This is a genomic window from Burkholderia stagnalis (assembly GCF_902830275.1).
GTDB classification, from domain to species: domain Bacteria; phylum Pseudomonadota; class Gammaproteobacteria; order Burkholderiales; family Burkholderiaceae; genus Burkholderia; species Burkholderia stagnalis.
In genome coordinates this window covers 1-698 of record NZ_CADESW010000078.1, presented here as the reverse complement: position 1 = coordinate 698, position 698 = coordinate 1, and the positions used below count along the sequence as shown (strand labels likewise).

Below are 698 nucleotides of genomic sequence, written 5' to 3'. Positions count from 1 at the left end.
AGCGCGCCGTCCGCGTTGTCGAAGCGCGCACGCACGCGGATCGTGCCGGACGACGTGTCGAGGCGGTTGTCGACCGAGTCGATCGTGCCGCTTCTCGAATAGCCGCTCTCGTTCGCGAGGCCGAGCTCGACCGGCACCTTGCGGCCGTCGCGCGCGCCGTTGATGTATTGCAGGTAGGTCTGCTCGTCGGCGTCGAACGACGCGTAGATCGGCGACACCGACACGAGCGTCGTCAGCGGCGCGGCCGATGCGCCGGCCGACACGACGTTGCCGAGCGTGATCTCCGCGCGCGACACGCGGCCCGACACGGGCGCGGTGATTCGCGTGTAGCCGAGATCGATGCGCGCGGTTTCGAGCGCGGCCTCGGCCGCCTTCAGGTTCGCGCTCGCTTCGCGCGCGGCATTCTGCTTCTCGTCGTAGTCGCGCTTCGCGATCGCGTTGTCGCCGATCAGCCGCTGCGCGCGCTGCCAGTCGCTTTGCGCGTAGCCGTTGCGCGCCTGCGCGGCCGCGAGCTGGGCAGCCGCGCGATCGACCGCGGCCTGGTACGGGCGCGGGTCGATCACGAACAGCACGTCGCCCTTCTTCACGAGCGCGCCGTCCTTGAAGTTGACCGACACGATCGTGCCCGACACCTGCGGGCGCACGTCGACCTTCTCGATCGCTTCGAGACGGCCGGAATAGCTTTGCCAGTCGGTCAC

The 698-nt window shown here is 69.5% G+C and carries 1 protein-coding gene; it reads right to left on the bottom strand.

Features of this window, described 5'->3' with window-relative positions; translation table 11 throughout:
• Positions 1–698: efflux RND transporter periplasmic adaptor subunit (locus HWY45_RS36280; RefSeq protein WP_155631873.1), on the bottom strand; the 698-nt coding region annotated here is incomplete at both ends.